General features: G+C 68.7%; 17 protein-coding genes. 4 read left to right on the forward strand and 13 right to left on the reverse strand.

Translation table 11 applies throughout. The features are described 5' to 3' along the window. The first annotated feature begins 371 nt into the window (after positions 1 to 371). Positions 372 to 902 (forward strand): DNA starvation/stationary phase protection protein DpsA, encoded by a 531-nt coding sequence (gene dpsA, locus C5B91_RS01130; RefSeq protein ID WP_008091787.1) that lies wholly within the window; start codon positions 372 to 374, stop codon positions 900 to 902. A gap of 142 nt (positions 903 to 1,044) precedes the next feature. Here the strand turns inward: dpsA and C5B91_RS22240 are convergent, their stop codons facing one another. From C5B91_RS22240 to C5B91_RS01160, 7 genes are all read right to left on the reverse strand, one after another. Further along, on the reverse strand, positions 1,045 to 1,212 hold the full coding sequence (locus C5B91_RS22240; protein WP_004973301.1) for a hypothetical protein: 168 nt from the start codon (positions 1,210 to 1,212) through the stop codon (positions 1,045 to 1,047). 107 nt (positions 1,213 to 1,319) lie between these two features. Beyond that, entirely contained in the window at positions 1,320 to 1,763 is a 444-nt protein-coding gene (locus tag C5B91_RS01135) for a metal-dependent transcriptional regulator (RefSeq protein WP_008091791.1), read from the reverse strand. Next, positions 1,760 to 2,572, reverse strand: coding sequence for a hypothetical protein (locus tag C5B91_RS01140; RefSeq protein ID WP_008091793.1), 813 nt, complete (start codon positions 2,570 to 2,572; stop codon positions 1,760 to 1,762). The genes C5B91_RS01135 and C5B91_RS01140 overlap by 4 nt, the downstream gene beginning before the upstream one ends. A 156-nt stretch (positions 2,573 to 2,728) precedes the next feature. Next, positions 2,729 to 3,178 (reverse strand): DUF6069 family protein, encoded by a 450-nt coding sequence (locus tag C5B91_RS01145; RefSeq protein WP_049913352.1) that lies wholly within the window; start codon positions 3,176 to 3,178, stop codon positions 2,729 to 2,731. A 132-nt stretch (positions 3,179 to 3,310) separates the two neighbouring features. Continuing rightward, positions 3,311 to 6,124 (reverse strand): aconitate hydratase, encoded by a 2,814-nt coding sequence (locus tag C5B91_RS01150; protein WP_004973292.1) that lies wholly within the window; start codon positions 6,122 to 6,124, stop codon positions 3,311 to 3,313. Positions 6,125 to 6,242: 118 nt separating this feature from the next. After that, a complete protein-coding gene (locus C5B91_RS01155; RefSeq protein ID WP_004973290.1) occupies positions 6,243 to 6,425 on the reverse strand; it encodes a hypothetical protein in 183 nt (60 codons plus the stop codon). Positions 6,426 to 6,435: 10 nt separating this feature from the next. Then, positions 6,436 to 6,855, reverse strand: coding sequence for a hypothetical protein (locus C5B91_RS01160; protein ID WP_008091801.1), 420 nt, complete (start codon positions 6,853 to 6,855; stop codon positions 6,436 to 6,438). Positions 6,856 to 7,010: 155 nt separating this feature from the next. Here C5B91_RS01160 and C5B91_RS01165 point away from each other — a divergent pair, with 155 nt between their 5' ends. After that, the gene (locus C5B91_RS01165; protein ID WP_049968062.1) at positions 7,011 to 9,104 is read left to right on the forward strand and encodes an ATP-binding protein; all 2,094 of its coding nucleotides are present in this window, start codon (positions 7,011 to 7,013) and stop codon (positions 9,102 to 9,104) included. Between the two features lie 6 nt (positions 9,105 to 9,110). Here the strand turns inward: C5B91_RS01165 and C5B91_RS01170 are convergent, their stop codons facing one another. Further along, positions 9,111 to 9,371, reverse strand: coding sequence for a glutaredoxin family protein (locus C5B91_RS01170; RefSeq protein ID WP_049968063.1), 261 nt, complete (start codon positions 9,369 to 9,371; stop codon positions 9,111 to 9,113). Between the two features lie 472 nt (positions 9,372 to 9,843). On the opposite strand from C5B91_RS01170, the gene C5B91_RS01175 reads away from it, so the two are divergent. Further along, positions 9,844 to 10,341 (forward strand): hypothetical protein, encoded by a 498-nt coding sequence (locus C5B91_RS01175; RefSeq protein WP_008091805.1) that lies wholly within the window; start codon positions 9,844 to 9,846, stop codon positions 10,339 to 10,341. A 158-nt stretch (positions 10,342 to 10,499) separates the two neighbouring features. Further along, positions 10,500 to 10,661, forward strand: coding sequence for a hypothetical protein (locus C5B91_RS22245; RefSeq protein ID WP_008091806.1), 162 nt, complete (start codon positions 10,500 to 10,502; stop codon positions 10,659 to 10,661). A gap of 42 nt (positions 10,662 to 10,703) precedes the next feature. Here C5B91_RS22245 and C5B91_RS01180 read toward each other — a convergent pair whose 3' ends face one another. The 5 genes from C5B91_RS01180 to mutS form a co-directional block, all read right to left on the reverse strand. Continuing rightward, positions 10,704 to 11,348, reverse strand: coding sequence for a DUF6663 family protein (locus C5B91_RS01180; protein WP_115818976.1), 645 nt, complete (start codon positions 11,346 to 11,348; stop codon positions 10,704 to 10,706). A gap of 61 nt (positions 11,349 to 11,409) precedes the next feature. Beyond that, entirely contained in the window at positions 11,410 to 12,366 is a 957-nt protein-coding gene (gene kdgK1 / locus C5B91_RS01185; RefSeq protein ID WP_115818977.1) for a bifunctional 2-dehydro-3-deoxygluconokinase/2-dehydro-3-deoxygalactonokinase, read from the reverse strand. Positions 12,367 to 12,455: 89 nt separating this feature from the next. Continuing rightward, positions 12,456 to 12,758 (reverse strand): hypothetical protein, encoded by a 303-nt coding sequence (locus tag C5B91_RS01190; protein ID WP_115818978.1) that lies wholly within the window; start codon positions 12,756 to 12,758, stop codon positions 12,456 to 12,458. A 110-nt stretch (positions 12,759 to 12,868) separates the two neighbouring features. After that, a complete protein-coding gene (gene mutL, locus C5B91_RS01195) occupies positions 12,869 to 15,106 on the reverse strand; it encodes a DNA mismatch repair endonuclease MutL (protein ID WP_115818979.1) in 2,238 nt (745 codons plus the stop codon). Beyond that, positions 15,103 to 17,841, reverse strand: a complete 2,739-nt coding sequence (gene mutS, locus C5B91_RS01200; protein WP_115818980.1) for a DNA mismatch repair protein MutS — start codon at positions 17,839 to 17,841, stop codon at positions 15,103 to 15,105. Before mutS ends, mutL begins: the two co-directional genes overlap by 4 nt. Positions 17,842 to 17,928: the final 87 nt, after the last annotated feature.

The raw sequence follows: 17,928 nt of genomic DNA on the forward strand, positions 1-17,928 counted from the left end.
TGTGCGATACCGGCGCTCAGTCGGGTATTCGAGACGCGAGCGTTCGACCCGACAGATTGGATTCGAACACGTTTCTTGATGGACTCTACCGCAGTCTCGCAGTCGGTAGCGCCGACGGTTGGAACGCGTCTTCCGACCCCCACGAGACACCGCGCCGACCGCTCAGAACAATCATAACGAATATGATAGCTCGTGGGCAGTCCTCTCCAACGACCGGACTCCACGCCCCGTCCCGTGCGTCCATCTCACACGCATCATTCGTCGTTTTAGAAGCAATCAGGCGATTCCGGAAAACGATGTTTTAGGCCACACGAAAAATTGTTTGTTCTCGGATAAGTATTAAGTGGCCTCAGCCCCAACTACTGATTGTAATGAGCACGCAGAAGTCAGTCCTCAAGGAAGCAGGCAGCGTCGGCGACAACCCCGTTCGGCTCGACACCGAAAAGGCCGAACAGATAATCGAAGCGCTGAACACCGACCTCGCGGACGCCTACGTCCTCTACCACCAGCTCCACAAGCACCACTGGAACGTCGAGGGAGCCGAGCACCTCCGCATCCACGAGTTCCTCCAGGAGGCCTACGAGGAAGTCGAGGCGGCCGCGGACGAAATCGCAGAGCGCCTCCAGTCCATCGGCGGCGTCCCCCACGCCAGCATGCCCGCGCTGAGCGAGGCCGCGACCGTCGAACCCGAAGACGAGGACGTCTACGACATCCGCACGTCGCTCTCGAACGACCTCGAGATGTACGGCGACATCATCGAGAGCTATCGCGAACACATCGAACTCGCCGCGGGTCTCGGCGACCACGCGACGGCGCACATGCTCCGCGAGCAGCTCATCGAAATCGAAGAACACGCCCACGTCATCGACCACTACCTCGAAGACGACACGCTCGTCCAGTAAGCACCGCCGCCGACGCGTCGGAGGACGACGCCCTCGTTCCGACGTTTCCGACGTTCGACGCTTTTTGTTGCGACAGCTGCCAGCGCTGTTCAGCTACTGCGCTCGTCAGGTCCACACTCCGCGCAACCCAGGTCGAACGGAGTTACCGCGTCACGTCGACGGTCACGTCGCTCGAAATCCAGCCATCGCTGTTGCCCGACTCCATGAACACCGACTTCCCCGGCCCGCCCTTGCAGACGGATATCTCGGGGGAGTCGGGTCGGTCCGGTTCCGACGCGGATTCAGCGTTCGACTGCGTACCAGCGGCCATTACGAGAGTTTAGGGAAACCTAAAACAAAAAGGGTGCGGTTCTGCGGCGGTATTTGCGTGGCATTTGTTGTCAATTGTCAGTATCGGGCGACTTTACCGCGACGTGTTCAGCTCGCGGGGCTGTCGGGAGAGGGTTGCGACGCCGATTCGGCCGCCTCGCCCGCCTCGGTCGCTTCGCCGCGGTTGTCGCCCCCGCGGAGCAGCGTCGCTGCGAGCCGTTCGGCAACCGTCGGACTGACGTTTCCGACCAGTTGCATCGCCTCGTCTTCGTGGTCGTCGACGCCGAGCACGTCCCGACAGAACCGCGAGAGGATTCGGTAGGTGTCGTAGAGCTCTCCGGCGGCGTCGCGGCCCTCGTCGGTGAGCGTCGCGCCCTCGTAGGGCTCGTAGCGAACGAGCCCCTTCGCGTCGAGGTTCTGGAGGCGCTCCGTCGCCGCGGGCGGCGAGCGGTCGAGCGCGTCGGCGACGTAGCCCGGCGAAATCGGCGTCTCCTCGTCGTCCTCCCGCTCGGCGATGTACAGCGTGAGGAGGTACTGCGGCGCGCCGATCATACGCGCCGGACGAGGTGGTCGCGAACGGCCCGCTGGCAATCCACGCAGACGCCCGCCGCGCGGGTCGCGGCCGTCAAGACCGGGTAGTCGGTCGCGCGGTCCTCGTAGAGATACTCAGCGAGAAACCGGTGGTCGATTTCGACCGACGCGGTGTGGCGGGTCGCCCCGTCGAGATGCCGCTGTCGCTCGTGAACGAGCCGGTCACACGCTTCCCGGTGGTCGGCGAGCGTCTCGTGACGCCGCTGGAGTCCCTCGAACCCCAGTTCCGAAAGCGGCGTCGCGTCCGCCCGCCCCAGCCAGTTCTCGCACTCGTCCAGCACGGCGAGCGCAGCCCGGAGTGACCGTTCCTCGGCGTCGAGCGCCCGGCGCATCCCGTCGAGTCCCCGTTGCCGGTCCGTCGCCGCCGACACGACCGCCTCCTTGACCGCCGGTGTGAACCGCCCCCCGGCGTCGGGGGAGAGCGCCGTCGCGACCTCCGGGCCGAACTCCTCGCGAATCGTCACCGCGAGCGGTTCGGACCCGTTCACGTCGGAGACGCTGTGTGGTCGTATCGTCTCCGCGAATAGCTCGCGGACCCGCCGTCGCCCCGGGCCAGCGCCGGCGTCTCGTCGCGTCGTCGCGGGTATCGATGTGGTCCCGCAGGCGGTCGCTCGGGCGGTCCCGCTCGGTGGACGCTCCGGCCGTGCGGCGAGCTTTCGAACGCGCCGCTCGAACCGCTCGACTGCCCGCCGCTTCGCCAGCACCTGTTCGCGCTCGCGTTCGACGCGGTCCAGCGCGTCCCTGACGCCCGCGGTGCGCTCAGCGTTCATCTCAGTCTCCCTGCGAGGGCGCCGTCGACGCGGTTGCCTCGGAATCCGCTCTGGTCATATCATTTAGGGCAACCTAAAACAACATAGTGTCTTCGGTTTTTAGGCTGTCCTAAATGAGGGTAACACGGGAGCGCCCGCGCGTCGAGCGTCAGGCGGTCACTCGTCGGTCGCGTCCGGCCGTTTACCCTCCGGAACGCCCCAGCCGAGTTCGGTGAGCGACGCCACGCAGACCGCCGCGACCACGACGTGCATCAGCATCAGCACGAGAACGCCCGGTACCGTCGCTCCGGGGTCGACGTACAGGAGTCCGAGGTCGGGTGCGAAAGACACCACGAGCACCGCTACGGCGACCCTGAAGAACGTCCGGTCCGTGTCCGCGACACGGCCCGCGAGCAGCCCGTAGACGAGCGTCGCCGCGACCGCGCCGGCGGCCGAGAGGAACACGACCGGCGGGTACGAAAGCGGCGCGAACGGTTCGACGAGGCCCGTTTCGAGGACGAGCGTCAAGAGGAGCGCGTTCGTGACGGTCGCGACCGCCGCGGTCGCCGCTCCGCGACGCATGAGGTCTGTCCACGTCGGGCGGACCGCCGGTGTCACGGTTGCCATGCCACAACATAGCACTCCACGGCTGATGAATCTACGCGTCTTCGGCGGTTCGTGATTCTCGGCGAGTCCGACGCGTGGGTCGAAGGCGGCCGGTCGCCGCCCCGACTCAGTTCACCGGCGCAGCGTCCTGATTCAGTTCTCGGTCAGGAGCCGACGGAGCACGTAGTGGAGGATACCGCCGTTTTCGACGTACGTCACCGCGGCGGGCGTGCCGACCTGCGCGGTCACGTCGAACTCGATTTCGGTTCCGTCGTCCTTCGTGGCGACCACGGTCAGTTCGTCGTTGACTTCGAGGCCGTCGTCGAGGCCGCGGATGTCGAACTGTTCGGAGCCGTCGAGGCCGAGCGACTCCCACGAGTCGCCGTCTTCGAACTGGAGCGGGAGGACGCCCATGCCGACGAGGTTGTCCCGGTAGATACGCTCGTAGCTCTCGGCGATGGTCGCGCGCACGCCGAGGAGGTCCGTGCCCTTCGCCGCCCAGTCGCGGCTGGAACCGGTCCCGAACTCGACGCCCGAGAGGACGACGAGCGGGGTTTCCTCCTCGCGGTAGCGCTGGCTCGCCTCGAAGACGGTCGTCTCCTCGCCCGTCGGGTGGTGAATCGTGTAGCCGCCCTCCACGTCGTCGAGCATCTGGTTCTCGATGCGGACGTTGGCGAACGTCCCGCGCATCATCACCTCGTGGTTCCCGCGGCGGGAGCCGTAGGTGTTGAAGTCCACGGGGTCGACGCCGTGGTCCATGAGCCACTGGCCGGCCGGGAGCTTCGACCCGAACGGCCCGGCGGGGCTGATGTGGTCGGTCGTCACCGTGTCGCCGAGCGTCAGGAGACAGCGGGCGTCCTCGATGTCGGAGACGCCGGGTTTCTCCAGCGGGAAGTCCGTGAAGAACGGCGGCTCGCGGATGTAGGTCGACTCGTCGTCCCAGTCGTACACGTCCCCGGTCGGCGCTTCGAGCGCCTCCCAGCGCTCGTCGCCCTCGAACACCTCGGCGTACTTCTCGCGGAACATCGACGGGTCGACGCTGTCGTGGATGGTCTCTCGAATCTCGTCGGCGTCCGGCCAGATGTCGGCGAGGTAGACGGCGTTGCCCTCGTCGTCGGTACCGAGCGGGTCGGTCTCGAGGTCGATGTCCATCCGGCCGGCGAGGCCGTAGGCGACGACGAGCGGCGGGCTGGCGAGATAGTTCGCGCGAATCTTCGGGTGGATGCGCGCCTCGAAGTTGCGGTTGCCGCTGAGGACGCTCGTCGTCCACAGCCCGTGTTCGTCGATGGCGTTCTCGATGGGTTCCGGAAGCGGGCCGGCGTTGCCGATGCAGGTCGTACAGCCGTAGCCGACCACGTCGTAGCCGAGCGCTTCGAGGTGCGGGAGCAGGTCGGCTTTCTTCAGGTACTCCGTGACGACGCGGCTCCCCGGCGCGAGGCTCGTCTTGACGTACTCGGGCACGTCGAGACCCCTCTCCAGCGCGTTGCGCGCGAGGAGGCCCGCGGCGACCATGACAGACGGGTTCGAGGTGTTCGTACAGGACGTGATGGCGCTGACGACGACGCTCCCGTGGCCGATTTCGACCGTCTCGCCGCCGAGGTCGACTTCGACGCGTTTGGTCAGTTCCCCGAGGTCGGGCTCTTCGGGGGCCGTCTCTGGCGTCTCGGTCAGCGTCCCGCCGTCGCCCGCGAGTTCGCCGTCGGGGTCGCCCCCGCCCTCGCCGAGCCAGCGGACGATGGCCTCCTCGTCCACGTCGTCGACGGTGTCTTCGAACTCGCCGTAGAGGAGTTCGCGGAAGTGGGCCTTCATGTCGCCCATGGCGACGCGGTCCTGCGGGCGCTTCGGCCCGGCGAGACTCGGCTCGACGGCGGAGAGGTCCACGTCGACCGTCTCCGTGTACTCGGGGTGTTGCTCGCCGAAGAGGCCCTGCGCGTCGAGGTACTCGCGGACGAGTTCGATGTGTTCGGGCTCGCGGCCCGTGAGTTCGAGGTAGTCCAGCGTCGCCTCGTCGACCGGGAAGACGCTGATGGTCGACCCCTGTTCGGGGGCCATGTTGGAGATGGTCGCCCGGTCGGGGACCGAGAGGTTCCCCACGCCGGGGCCGAAGAACTCGACGAACCGGTCGACGACGCCGACCTCGCGGAGCTGTTCGGTGACGTGCAACACGAGGTCGGTCGCGGTCGCGCCTTCGGGGAGTTCGCCCTCGAGTTTGACTCCGACGACCTCGGGGAGCTTCATCGTGATGGGCTGGCCGAGCATCGCCGCCTCGGCCTCGATGCCGCCGACGCCCCAGCCGACGACGCCGATGCCGCCTATCATCGGCGTGTGGCTGTCGGTGCCGACGAGCGTGTCGGGGAGGAGCCAGCGGTCGCCGCGCCACTCGCGGTCGTGGACGACGCGCCCGAGGTGTTCGAGGTTCACCTGGTGGACGATGCCCGTCCCCGGCGGGACGACGCTGAAGTTGTCGAAGGCGTTCTGCGCCCACTTGAGCGCCTTGTAGCGCTCGGCGTTGCGCTCGTACTCCAGTTCGACGTTCTTCTCGTAGGCGTCGGGCGAGCCGAAGAAGTCCACCTGCACGCTGTGGTCGATGACGAGGTCACAGGGGACTTCGGGTTCGACGAGTTTCGGGTCCTTCCCGGCGCGGTCGGCGGCCGACCGGAGCGCCGCGAGGTCGACGACCGCGGGCACGCCCGTCAGGTCCTGTAGCACCACGCGAGACGGCGTGAACGGGACTTCGACGTTCGGCACGTCCGGCTCCCACGAGGCGGCGTTCCGCACGTCCTCCTCGGTGACGATGTCGCCGTCGACGTTTCGCAGCACGGACTCAAGCAGGATGCGGATGCTCACCGGCAGTCGGTCGAGTTCGCAGAGCCCCTGTTCTTCCAGAACGGTCAGGTCCGCCATCTTGTACGTGGTTCCGTCGTGTTCGAACTCACGGACGGCGTCCAGCGTATCTGCGTCGCTCATAGTCGACCGGTAGGGTCTCCGCGGGCTTGAATGCGGGACTCGTTCTCACGGCGTCGGAATCGAGGCGAACGGAGCTCCAGAGCGGCGATATCCGGGGCTCTGGTGGCCTGACGCCGGCTCACGGGGGTCTGGGTCGCGACTTCCCCAGTTCGCCCGCGACGATGACGCCGCCGTGTTCGAGAAGCGAGTACGAACAGTCCCAGCAGCAGTACCGCAGGTCGTGGCCGCGGGCGACGACCACGTCGGCGCGCTCGCCGCAGCGATAACAGGGCCGGTGGTCCGCCGGGTGGATGACGCGCATCGGCCTCGGATTACTCCTCGGGGACGCCGGCGACCCCGACGAACTCGTTGACCTCGTCTTGGACGTACCGGCGGACGCGTTCGCAGTAGTCCCACAGGAGGTCGTTGAACTGCTCGCGCTCCGGTTCGGTCAGGCTCTCCCCGCCCCGCGACCACGACGAGGGAATCTCCGGGTGGCGGGTGCAGACGACCGAAATCGGGTGATTCTTCGGATGTCCCATGACGACCGCGTACTCGTCCGTCCCCCAGAGTCCGTCGCCGCCGTCGCCCGCGAGCTCCGCGTCCACCTCGTCGAGAAGCTGCCGCTCCTCGGCGGTGACGGCAGCGTCGTCGCCGGCGAACAGCTCGCGGTAGGCCCGGTCGCGGGCCGTGTAGGTCCACCCGTCGAGTCGCTCGCGCGCCTGTCGGAGGAGTCGTCTGTCAGCTTCCATGAGTCTCCAAAGGGGCGCCGAGGCCATAGGCGTACGCCCGCCCCGTCCGAGCGACCGGAGCGCGAACCGTACGGCTCGCCCTCGTCGCTGAACCCGTGGCCGTCGGTCGCTGCTGCTGACGAAACACCTATTGAACTCACGGCTCTCGAACGAGTATGTCCACCCCCGACGACAGCACCGGGAACGGCGGTGACGACCCCATCTCCGTCCTCTACGTCGGCCGGGACCCGGAGTTCGTCGCCCTCGTCGCGACGGCGCTCGAACGCGAGTCCGACCGGCTCGATGTCCGGGGCGAGACCGCCGTCATCGACGGTATCTCCGTCGTCGAGGACGACGGCGTCGACTGCGTCGTCTCGGAGTACCACCTCCGGGACGGCGACGGCCTCGACCTCCTCACCGCCGTTCGCGCCCGCTCGTCCGACCTGCCGTTCATCCTCTACACCGCCCACGGCGACGAGGCGGTGGCGAGCCGCGCGATTTCGCTCGGCGTTAGCGACTACGTCCGGCGGACCGCCGGCGACGAGGACTTCCACCTCCTCGCGAGCCGCGTGTTCAACGCGGTGTCGCAGTACCGCGTCCAGGAGCGACTCACCGAGTCCGACGCGCACCTCGCGACCGTCTACGGCCGCGTCACCGACGGCATCTTCGCGTTAGACGACGACTGGACCGTCAGCTACTGGAACGACGCGATGGCCGAGCGAACCGGCGTTCCGGCCGCGGAGGCCCTCAACCGAGACTTCCGCGAGCTCTTCCCCGAGGTCGGCTCCGAGATTCACGGGGCGCTCGAAGCCGCGATGGCGTCGGGAGCCACGACGCGACTCGACACCCGAATCGACGCCTTCGACGTTCGCGTCTCGGCGCGAATCTACCCCGACGACAGCGGGGTGAGCGTCTTCATCCGCGAGGTCGCCTCCGATGCCGCAGCCGCGGCGGACAGAGCCGGCACCGACGATGCGAGCCTCGACGCCGGAGAAGTCGCGGACCAGTGCGACTCCGGAGCCGGACCGAGCGCGAGGACGCGTCTCCCGGGGAGAGACGCCGCCGAGCGCGAGCGGCTCGAACGGGCGCTTCGCGACCTTCAGTCAGTCGCCCGCGAACTCCTCCGCGTCGAGACGAGCGAGGCGGTCGCGGCCGTCGCCGTCGACGCCGTCCGCGACGTGGTCGGCTGGCCCATCTCGGGCGTGTGGTTCCACGACCCCGACGACGACGCGCTCGTCCCGGTCGCGCAGTCCGACGCCGCCCGGCAGGTGTTCGGCGAGTCGCCCACTCTCCACCGGGACGGCGAGGAGACGCTCATCTGGGAGGCGTTCGACGCCAACGAGGTGCGGGTGTACGAGCGAACCGTCGGCGGGTCGGAGGTGCAGCACCCCGACTCGTCCATCGAGTCGGAGGTCCACGTCCCGCTCGGCGAGTACGGCGTCCTCCTCACCGGCGACACCCGTCAGGGAGCGTTCACCGACGTCGACGTCGAACTCCTCCAACTGCTCGCGTCCACCGTCTCGTCGGCCGTCGAACGGGCGAAGCGCGAACAGACGCTCCGCGACCGCGAGGCCGAACTCGCGGCGGCGAACGAGCGCCTCGACGAGTTCGTCTCCGTGGTCGCACACGACCTCCGAAACCCGCTTTCGGTCGCCAAGGGCTACCTCGAAATCGCGGCCGACACCGGCGACCCGGAGCACTTCGAAAAGATAGAGACGGCGCTCGAACGGATGAACGCCCTCATCAGCGACCTGCTTACGCTCGCCCGACAGGGCTCGCCGGTCACGGAGTTCGAGGCGGTCGACCTCCGGTCGAAGGTCACCCACGCGTGGAGCTTCGTCGCCACCGAGGACGCCCGTCTCGAACCGCTCGACCTCGGCGTGGTCCGCGCCGACACGGGCAGGCTCCTCCAACTGTTCGAGAACCTGTTTCGCAATGCTGTAGAACATGGTTCTACAGGCAACCGGAGTTCGTCCGGTGATGCCGTCGAGCACGGCGGCGCGGCCGCGACCGTGACCGTCGGCCGACTCGACGACGATGCGGGCTTCTACGTCGAAGACGACGGCGACGGCATCCCCGAGTCGCTCCGCGAGCGGGTGTTCGAACACGGGTACACGACCGACCGAACCGGGACGGGGTTCGGGTTGGCTATCGTCGAAAACATCGCCGAGGCCCACGGCTGGTCGGTCACGCTCACCGACGGCACCGACGGCGGCGCGCGCTTCGAGTTCCGCGGCGTCGAGTGGGTGCACCCCGGCGACGCCGAGTGACGGCGCTCACTCCCGCGCCGCGGTCAGTTTCTCCCTGAGCCGGCCGGCGTCGACGCGGAACTTGAACGCCGGTCGGCCGTCCACGTAGACGTACGGCACTCGCTCCCCGTACTTCTCGCTGAGTTCGTCGTCGGTATCGACGTTCACGAGGTCGATATCGACCGGAACGTCCGTCTCGTCTGCGACCTCGCGGACGGTCGCTTCGGCCTCGTCGCAGAGGTCACACTCCGTGCGCGTGTAGATGACGACGGGAACGGGGTCGCTCATCGCCCGATGTCGTCGCCGCGGCCTGTTGAGTCTTCTCGTCGGGCTCGTTCTGTGTGGCATGCATCTGTTCCGAGCAATCGCCCTCGACGACTCGTGAACTCGCCGAGGAGGCTCCGAACCGTCGTTCTGACAGGCCTCGCTTCGCCGGACGCCTCTTCGCTGGCGAACGAGCCGAGCGGTTCCTGACGACCCGCAGGCGCGGGGCCGTTGGCGGCGACCGCATCGTAATCCCCGGTGATGCGTGCGAGAAATTCGTGTCTCCGACCCACAACTCCTCGATTCGTGTCGGGCGCAGAACATGTCACTGATGTACCTTTTGGCCGATTGGCAGTCGAAATAGAGCCGCAATTCGGGCGTTAGAGGGAGATAACGGCCTTGATTTCTGCCGATACTCGTTATTCCGGACGGCGATTCCGGAGGCGAACTGTTAATATAGAAGAAGCGACCAGTCACAAATCGATCGAATCCTCGTATGGCGACAACATCCGAACCCGGACTCTCCGAGACGCGAATTCACGAGGTACTGAGTAACGACCGCCGTCGGATGGCCATCGAGTTCCTCCAAGACGGTGACCTGACCCTCCGCGAACTCTCGGAGCGCATCGCGGAAGCGGAGACCGGGGAGTCGCCGCCGCCGCGGAACATCCGCCAGAGCGCCTACGTCTCGCTGCAACAGACTCACATCCCCAAACTCGCCGAACTGGACATCGTGAACTACGACGACGAGTCGAAGGTCGTCTCGCTGGCCGAGGCGGGCGACGTGACGGTTTACATGGAGGTCGTCCCCGAGGGCGAACTCTCGTGGAGCGAGTACTACGCCGCGCTCGCCGCGCTCGGCATCGTCCTCATGATCGCCGTTGCTGTCGGCGTCCCGGTCATCTCGGGCGTCGGCGCGCCCGGTCTCGGCTCGCTCGTCTTCGCCGTTCTCGGCGGCTCCGCGGTCTACCAGCGCTGGACCCAAGAGAACTAACGCTTCGTCGCCCCGCTCTTCTGTCGAGTCAGTCAGTTCAGTCGAACTCGCCGCCGGCCGCACGCCGGCCGCACGCCGCCCGCTCGCCGCCCGGACACGACGGCGTCGGCGACGACTGACGACGGTGGCATTTAGTCCGTTCCGCCACGACTCGGCGTATGCGCGACCCGTCCGACCCGAACGGACCGCCGACGGTCTGCGACGAGTGCGGCGCGAGACACTCGTTTCGGCGGCGGTTCGTCACCGGCGGCGGCTGGCGAACCGTCTACCGATGTTCGGAGTGCGGTTCCCGCGCGCCGAGCGACGCCGACCCCGAGTGACCGAGTGCGACTCGGGAGCGGCCGGCGACGACCCGCGGCGCGTCAGCAGTAGGTGTCGCGCATCGTCCGCGCGAACAGTCCGTCTCGGTCGAGCGCGATGGCGACGAGGACGAACTCCTCGTCGAGGGGGCGCAAGACGAACACCTCGCGGGGCGCGTCGGGCACGTCGGTCTCGTCGTCGAGGCGGTCCAAAAGCGGGTCTACGGGGACGACGCCGTCGCCGAACTCGTCGAACAGGTCACGCGCGCCGGGCTGTTTCGCGAAGACGTAGAGCACGGCGTTCGGGTCGCCGTCGGTGCCGTAGGTGACGCGCGAGCCGATGGCCTCGCCGTCGCCGGTCGCGTGCCACGTCTCGCGGGCGGCCTCGAACAGCCCCGTCGCGGCACCGACGAACCGAAAGCGGGTCCGGTCGCGGACCGACACGTCTGCAAAGTGCGGGTCGCCGTCGTCCCACGTCAGCGTCGCCTCGATTTCGTTTCCGGGTTCGAGCGCCGAGACGCGCTCTGCGAGGTCGCCGTCGTAGCCGGCCTGTGGCACGTAGGTCGGTGAGTAGGCGTCGTCGGCGTCGGTCTCGACGGCCGGGTCGGCCCAGTCGACGCGCTCCTCGGGGAGTTCGAGCAAGAGGAGTTCGTCTCCGTCGCGCGGACTGCGATAGACCCGGAACCGGCCGGTCGTCGTGACCTCCATGTCGGCGGCTACTGGACGGACGGAAATACGCCTGCCGGTCGCCGCCGGTCGCCGGGCGACCCTACCGCGAGATGCCGTCGCCCTCGTCGGCGACGACGCGCTCGACGTCTTCGGGGTTGACGACCGCGATGTCGCCGTCGACGGTCCGCTTGAGCGACGCCGTCGCCGACGCCCACCGCAGCGACTCGGCCACGCTCCCGCCGTCGAGGTGCTTGGCGAGATAGCCGCCGACGAAGGCGTCGCCGGTCCCGATGGCGTCGCGGGTCTCAGCCTCGTAGACGCCCTGTTCGGACACCGCTCCGCCGGAGACGGCGAGCGACCCCTTCTCGCCGCGAGTGACGACGACGGTCTCGATACCGTAGTCCTCGGCGAGCCCGCGGGCGACGGACTCGGCGTCGCCGTCGCGCCCGAGGACGGTCGCCGCGTCGCGCTCGGCGGCGAACAGCAGGTCGACGGAGCCGAGCAGGGCTCGGTAGCCCTCGGCCGCCTCCTCGGGCGACCAGAGCTTCGTCCGGTAGTTCAGGTCGAAGGCGGTCGTCGTCCCGGCGTCCTGCGCCGCATCGAGCACGTCGGCCGTGGTCTCGCGGAGCGTCTCGGAGAGCGCGGGGGTGATGCCGCTCGTGTAGCACACCTCGGCGTCGCGGACGGCGTCGAGGTCGGTTTCGCCCGTCTCCAGCGTCGTCACGGCCGCGTCGGCGCGGTCGTAGACGACGTTCGTCGGGCGCGGCGACGCCCCGTGTTCGAGGTAGTAGACGCCCTGTCGGGCGTCGTCGGTCCAGACGACGCCGTCGGTGTCGACGCCGTGGCTCCGGAGTTCGCCGACGATTCGCCGGCCGAGCGGCGAGTCCGGGAGCTTCGAGAACCACGCTGCGTCCCCTCCGAGTCGGGTGGCGGCGACGGCGACGTTCGACTCCGCGCCGCCCGCCTGCACTTCGAGTTCGCGGGTGGTCTCGAGTCGCTCGCCACGCGGCGGCGACAGCCGAAGCATCGTCTCGCCGAAGGTCACGAGTGCTGTCATGGAAGGCCGTTCGCGGGCGCGATATAAACCTCCGGCGTTGCCGTCGAATGACACGCCTGCGGTCGATTCGTTCGCCCCCGCGTGCCGGCTCACGCGGCGGTCAATCGCCGGACGAGGTAGATGAACGCGATGGGGATGCTCAGAAACGGAATCGCCACGAGGTAGTACACGGGGGAGGGAACCCAGTCGCTCTCGCGGGCGAGGTCCAGCCGGTCGACGTGGAGCGCCAGCGGGCCGACGACCACGGCGGCCGCCGTCCCGTAGAGCCGAATCGCCTGCCCGGCCGCGTCGGTCCACGGCGGCACGCTCGGCCCCGTCGCCGCCGTGAAGAGATACGAGACGACGAGCGCCAGCGGCCCGAAGCAGATGCCCAGAAAGACCAGCGGATTCATCGCCTCCACCGTCTCGGTGCCCCGACTTGAATCCTCGCCGATGCTATCGGTTCCGAGAATCGGAGGTCGGGTCGCGGATAGCGGCGGGCAACGCGACCGACCCGCGCCGGCTACTCCTCGCGTCGTCGCCCGCCGTGGCCGGGGTAGTCGCGCTCGAAGCGCGAGGCGATTTCGTCGCGGTCGAACTCGATGATGACCGGGCGACCGTGGGGGCAGGCGTAGGGGTTCTCGCAGTCGTCGAGCGCGGCGAGCAGGTCGAGCACGGAGCCCTCCCGGAGCGACGTGTTGCCCGTAATCGAGGGGTAACACGCGAGGTCCGACAGCAGTTCGTCGGCGACGGCGTCGACGGTCTTTCGGCCGCCGTCGGCCTCCTCGCGGACGAACGCCGTCAGCGCGTCGCGGAGCAGTCCGGGGTCGAGCGCGGCGTCGAACACCGCCGGCACGGTGCGGACCGAGACGGTCCGCTCGCCGGTCCGCCCGGCGTGGAATCCCACCTGCGCCAGCGCCTCGCGGTACTCCTCGAACAGCGCCGCCTCGCGCGCCGTGAGTTCGAGTTCGACCGGTTCGGCCAGCGCCTGCGTCGGCGTATCGCCTTCGACCTCGCCCTTCAGGCGCTCGTAGTTCACGCGCTCGTCGGCGGCGTGCTGGTCGACGAGAACCAGCCCCTCGTCGGTCTCGGCGACGATGTAGGTGTCCGCGAGTTGGCCGATGATTCGCATCGACGGGAGCGAGTCGAACTCGGGTGAGAGGTCCGCCTCCTCCCCGGAGAGGTCGCGCTGGGTCGTCGGCGCGGCGATTCGCGAGGGGCGACGTGGCGGGGTTTCGCTGTCCGACTCGGACTCCGATTCGGGGTCGTCGGACGGCCTCGTTGCCTGTGTCGCCTCCGGTTCAGTCTCGTCGGTCGAAAGCGACGACTGCTCGGTCGTCTCCGGTCCCGGCGCGAGGTCGTACTCGCGGGGCGGCGTCGGCGGCGCGGACGCCGGCGTCGAGGTCGAAGTCGAACCGGACGAACTCCCCGAATCCTCGGCCGTCTCGGCGGACGCATCAGCGTCGCCGTCAGCCGGATTCTCGGCGTCGACGCCCGACCCTCGTTCAGTTGCAGTCGTGGTGTCTGGTCCGGCATCGTCGGCCGCGACCGCGTCCGGGTTCGACTGTGCATCCGACTCGCGGGCCTCCCGCGCCGACTGCACGTCCCGCGCGGACGGGGGGTCCGCGTCGTCGTCTGTTTCGCCGCCCGTCTCCGATTCCCGGGCGTCGTGGGGGTCCATCGACGCCGCGTCGTCGTCCGTCGAACCGGGTTGGATGGCCGCCTCGTCGGCTTTCGACCGGCCTCGCGGGGCCGACGACCGGACGAGGCCGTGATTCAGCAGGGCGTCTTCGACCGCATCGGTCACGTCGCGCTTGACGCCGGCCTCGTCGTCCCAGCGGACCTCCATCTTCCGCGGGTGGACGTTCACGTCCACGGCGTCGGGCGCGACCTCGACGAACAGCACCGCGAAGGGGTAGCGGTCGGCGTCGAGTTGGCCGCCGTAGGCGTCGAGGACGGCCTCGCGGAGCACGCGGTCGGTGACGTAGCGGTCGTTGACGAACGTCGAGAGGTAGTCGCGGGTGCTTCGGGTCGTCTCGGGGTGGCTCACGAGCCCCGAGACAGAGACGCCGGGGGCGTCGCGGTCGACCGGAACCATCGACTCCGCGACCTCGCGGCCGTACACCGAGAGCACGGTCGACTGGAGGTCGCCGCGGCCCTCGGTGGCGAACACCTCGCGGTCGTCGTGTTCGAGCGAGACGGCCACGTCGGGGTTGGCGAGGGCGTAGTGGGTGACGACCGCGTTGACGTGGTCGAACTCGGTCGCCGTCGTCTTGAGGAACTTCCGGCGCGCGGGCGTGTTGTAAAACAGGTCGTCGACCTCGACGACCGTCCCCTCGGGACAGCCGGCCGGCCGAATCGACTCGACCTCGCCGCCCTCGTACTTCAGCTCCGTGCCCACGTCGCCGCCGCGGGGCTTCGACCGGATGGTCAGCCGCGACACCGCGCCGATGGTGTGGAGCGCCTCGCCGCGGAAGCCGAGGGTGCCGACGCCGGCTTCGAGGTCCTCGATATCGCCGATTTTGCTCGTCGTGTGCTCGCGGACGGCGAGTTCGAGGTCCTCCTCGCTCATGCCGACGCCGTCGTCGCGGATGCGGACGCCCTCCACGCCGCCGGCGTCGACGGCCACGGAGATGCGCGTCGCGTCCGCGTCGAGGCTGTTTTCGAACAACTCCTTGACGACCGAGGCGGGCCGTTCGACCACCTCGCCGGCAGCGATGCGCTGGATGGTCTTCTCGTCGAGCTGTTTGATGTCGCTCATTCGCCGTCACCGCCGTCCAGCTTCGACTGCCACGCCTGCACCTTCGCCATCAGGTCCAGCGGCGACGTGTCGTTCACGTCGGTCGCCCGGAGTTCGTCGAGGACGGCTTCGGTTTCCGGGTCCGGCGCGGCCCCGGACTCGGTCTCTGTCTCGGCGTCGGCCGCCTCGGCGCTCGCCCCGGCGAGCGCCCCGGCCGACCCGTTGCCCGTTGCGCCGTTCGCGGGCGCACCGGAGCCCGTCGAATCGTCGGCGGAGTCGCCGCCCTCCGCGACTTTCATCTGTCCGCTTCCCACGTCGAAGACGGCCTGTACGGGTTCCGAGGTTCCGGACCCCTTCGCCTCGATGGCCTTCTCCTCGCGGAGCCGGTCGAGCACGTCGGCGGCGCGGTCGACGACCGGGCGCGGAACCCCCGCCAAATCGGCGACGTGAATCCCGTAGCTCCGGTCGGTCGGGCCGTCGACGACGGTCCTGAGGAAGGTCACGTCGCCGTCGCGCTCGTCGGCCGCGACGTGGACGTTGGCGACGCGGTCGAGGTGGTCCGCGAGGGTCGTCAGCTCGTGGTAGTGCGTGGCGAAGAGCGTCTTGGCCCGTATCTCATTATGCAGGTACTCGGTGGCCGCCCACGCGATGGAGATGCCGTCGTAGGTGGCGGTTCCGCGGCCCACCTCGTCGAGGATGACGAGCGAGTCCTCGGTGGCCGAGTGGAGGATGTTCGAGAGTTCCTGCATCTCGACCATGAACGTCGAGCGACCCTGCGCGAGTTCGTCCAGCGCGCCGACGCGGGTGTAGATGCCGTCGACGACGCCGACGGTCGCCGAGCGCGCGGGCACGAAGCTCCCCACCTGCGCGAGGAGCGTGATGAGCGCCGCCTGCCGCATGTACGTCGATTTGCCCGACATGTTCGGCCCGGTGACGATGAGGAAGCCGCGCTCGTCGTCCATGCGGAGGTCGTTCGGGACGAAGTCGGTCGTCGTCTCCACGACCGGGTGGCGACCGGCCTCGATGTCGAGCGCCCCGGCGTCCGTGAGTTCGGGTCGGGTCCACCCGTTGCCGGCGGCGTGGGTCGCAAGCGACGCCAGCGCGTCCACCTCGGCGATGGTTCGCCCCACGTCCTGCAGGAGTTCGGCGCGCCGGGCCACGCGCTCGCGGAGTTCTTCGAACAGTTCGTACTCGAGGTCGCCGCGGGCCTCTTCGAGCCGGAGAATCTCGCGTTCTTTCTCCTCTAACTCCTCGGTGACGAAGCGCTTCGAGTTCTTGAGCGTCTTTATCTGCCGGTAGTGGTCGGGGACCTGGTCGGCGACCGACTTGCCGACCTGGATGTAGTAGCCGTCGGTCTTGTTGCGGTCGACGGTGACGTGCGAGAGGCCGTGGTCCCGCTTTTCGCGGTCGGCGAGCGTGTCGAGCCACGACTTCGCCGACTCGTGGCGCTCGATGAGGTCGTCGAGTTCGTCGTCGTAGCCCTGCTGGAACAGCCCGCCCTGCGTGACCGTCTTCGGCGGGTCCTCGGCGAGCGCGTCGGCGAGGTCGGCTCGGAGGTCGGCCGCGGCGTCCCGGTCCGGCCGCGAGACGACTTCCGCGAGCGGGGAGTCCGCGAGTTCGGTCCCCTCGATGGCGTCGGCGAGCGCGGGAAGCACAGAGAGGGTGTCCCGAACCGAGAGCAAGTCGGACGCGCCGGCGCTCCCGGACGCCGACCGGGAGGCGAGTCGTTCGAGGTCGTACGCCCCGTCGAGTACCTCGCGAACGCGCTCGCGGGCGAGGGCGGCCGAGGCGAGCGACTGCACGGCGTCGAGTCGGCGGGCGAGTTCGTCGCGGTCGCGCCGCGGGCGGGTCAGCCACTCGCGGAGGAGGCGGCCGCCGGGAGAGGTGACGGTGTGGTCTATCGTGTCGAACAGCGACCCCGAGCGGTCGCCGTGCATCGTCTCGGTGAGTTCGAGGTTGCGCTGGGTGGTCGCGTCGAGTTCGAGCAGGTCCGAAGGGTGGTAGACCTGCAGGCGCGTCATCGACCGGAGGACGCCCGCGCCCGTCTCCTCGACGTAGGCGAGGACGCCGCCGGCGGCGCGGGTCGCGAGGTCGGAGTCGAGACCGACGCTGTCGACCGTGGACGCGCCGAACTGCTCGCGGACGGCGTGGCGGGCGCGACCCGGCGCGAACGCCTCGGTGGAGAAAAGCGAGAAGGAGGCGTCCGTGGCCTCGCGCAGGCGAGAGAGCGTCTCGTCGTCGCCGCGCAGTTCCGGGCCGGGGAGGACTTCGACGGGGGCGAAGCGGTAGAGTTCGGCCGCGGCGTCGTCGACGGTCGCGGCCTCGGTGACGAGGAACTGGCCGGTGGTGATGTCGGCGAACGCGAGGCCGACGCCGTCGCCGTCGGTCACGACGGCCGCGAGGAACTGCGCGTCGGCACGGGAGGTTTCGAGAAGCGTCCCCGGCGTGACAACGCGCTTGATTTCTCGGCGAAGGTCGCCGGACTCGGTCTCGTACTGGTCGGCGACGGCGACCCGGTAGCCGCGCTCGACGAGCGCCTTGAGGTAGGGCGTCAGGTCGTTCAGCGGCACGCCCGCCATCGGGTACGACGACCCGTGCGAGGACTTCTGGGAGACCTTGAGGTCGAGTTCGCGGCCGACCGTCTCGGCGTCGTCGGCGAAGAACTCGTAGAAGTCGCCGCACTGCATGGCGAGCAGGTCGGCGTCGGTCTCCTCTTTCAGCGAGAGGAACTGTCCGACGATTCCCTGAGTAGTCATGTCCGCACGTGGGTGGGCCGGCGGATAAAACGCTACGATGCCCCAGTCGTGAGGGAGTGCGAGCGTCCCGAAACTGATCCCTCGTCG

Source organism: Haloferax sp. Atlit-10N (assembly GCF_003586325.1).
Lineage (GTDB): Archaea > Halobacteriota > Halobacteria > Halobacteriales > Haloferacaceae > Haloferax > Haloferax prahovense.